1 protein-coding gene is annotated in these 2232 nt (G+C 68.5%); it reads left to right on the forward strand.

All coding sequences use genetic code 11. The annotated features are described in order from the left end of the window. Positions 1-1566: hypothetical protein (locus tag FJY88_13740; GenBank protein MBM3288388.1), on the forward strand; the 1566-nt coding region annotated here is incomplete at its 5' end. Between the last annotated feature and the right edge of the window lie 666 nt (positions 1567-2232).

Here is a 2232-nt window from a genome sequence, read left to right on the forward strand (position 1 = left end):
GATGTCCTGTTCGTCGATGAGATCCACGGTCTCGACGAGCCCTGCCAGGACTACCTCCTCACCGCTCTGGCCGGTGGCAGGGTCAACGTGCTGATCTCGCACGGCTCCAAGACCCACACCGTGAGCGTCGTCCTCGAGCCCTTCACGTTCATCGGCGCGACGACGGATCCGCAGCACCTCAAGACCCCCTTCATTGACCGGTTTGGGAACCGGCACGATCTCGAGCCCTACGCCGTCGAAGAGACCGCCGAGATCATCGCCAGCGCCGCGGAGCGCACGGGCCTGCGGATCGATCGCGAGGCTGTGCACGAGCTCGCCCGCCGCTCCCGCGAGAACCCACGCGAGGCTCTCCAATTGCTCGACGCGGCGCGGATCCTCGCTCAGGCCGGTGAGATCGAGGAGATCACGCGCGAGTGCGCCGCTCGTGCGGCGCAGTACCTCGGCGTCGATGAGGATGGACTCAGGCCGGCGGAACGGCGGATCCTCACCTTCCTCGCGGGGCGCGACGGCCCGGTCAGCCTGCGGACGATCGCCGACACGCTCAACCTCGACCAGGAGACCGTGCGCGCCGTCCATGAACCCTACCTCATCCGGGCGGGCTTCATCCTGCGGACGATGCACGGGCGCATGGCGACGGCGAAGGCGCGGGCGCGCTTCGGGGGCCCCGCATCGCCTGTCGCCGTAGCCTCTGCTCGTGAAAAGGTTTCCGGCGAAAAAGCCGAACTTGCGGATCGCTCCGCGCGGGCCGCGTTGACGCCTTCGGCGCGCGACCGCGAGGTTGGAAGCAGGCCGCATTCAGAGTCGAAGCCACGGGAGCAACAGGCGACGAGGCGACGCATCGCATACCCGCTCCGGATCATCGTTGCGGTGGTGGCGATCGTGATGGCGGCTGGCGCTTGTGAACCGGAAGACGATTGCCGGCTCGACCTGGGACCAGCCGCTGCGGTCCGTGCTCTACCCGAACCCGAAGGGCTTGCAGGTCCCGATCGGAGCAAGTGGCAGAGGGAAGCCCAAGTACGGCGGGAACTTCGGAGCGCCTTCTTCCCCATTCGGCTCGCCGTGCGGGGGATCCTCGCCGATACGATCCGCGTACGCTCGTTCGTCGAGAAGATCAAGAGCCGCTTGCGGCCCTACGTGTACCTCGAACTCCTGCGCCTCTTCTTCGATCACCGGCGGTTCATGCGCAGCGAGCGGGCCGAACGTGCGGGCAAGAGCGGACCGGCCCCCCCTGCTGGAGCAGTCCGGGTTCGAGCGTCTCCGACGCTCCGCCTGAGCCCTTTGATCTGTAGCGTCTGGATGATCGGGGCGGTGGCCCAGCACTGTCCTCCGATCGGCACCGTCTACGACCCCCTTCGGCCCCCTTGCCCTCCCGGATACCCGGCCACACGATCGGAGTGTTGCCTCAAGAACTCGCGACCTGAGTCATGGCCCACTGATCGAACCCGCCGTGTTTCATTGCCAGCAAGCCGCCGAGAAGACGATGAAGGGATTTCTGACCTGGCACGACGAGCCATTCCGGAAGACCCACGATCTCGTCGAGATCGGAGGGCAGTGCGCGAAAGTTGATCCGGGGCCTGGATAGCATCTTGTCGGAGGCGGACGAGGCCTTGAAGACCGCGCGGAAGCTCTTCGAAGAGATCCTCACGTAATTGCTGCCGGGGGGCCCGGAGGGAGGCCCCGAGGCTGGGCCCGCCCGCGCCTAATCGGGAAGCGGAGCTGGCACCGAGCGCCGCGCCCAGCCGCGCGTGATGGCCGCGAGCGGCGGCGGCACATCGCCCTCCCAGCCCTGGAGGATCCCGCGCCACGCGCCGGTCGCATCGCGCCAGAGCGCGACATCCGCGGGCTCGCCGAGGGCGATCTCGATCCCGCCGCCGGCGAAGCGGCGCAGCCCGCCCGCCGCCATCGCATCGAGGCGGCCGTCGCCTGCGATCCGGACCGCTGCGACGCCGATCGCATCGAACACGATATCCTGACCGCGGACACGGATCGTCTCGCGGATCGGATCGCCCGCGACATCGCTTGCGCCCGAGAGGATGATCTCCGTCCCATCGATGAGGCGCGAACGCCCGCGCGCCGGGAGAGCGACGCACCAATGGGCGAAGCGCTCGACCACGCCGGTCGCAGGCGTCTGCGGCTCGATGCCGAGGGCGCGCAAGCGCTCGATGATCGCACGGACGCACGCTGCGGCGTCGGGCATCTCCGCCACCGCGGCGGGGAGCAAGGCGGCGAAAT

This window comes from Candidatus Eisenbacteria bacterium (genome assembly GCA_016867495.1).
GTDB lineage: Bacteria > Eisenbacteria > RBG-16-71-46 > CAIMUX01 > VGJL01 > VGJL01.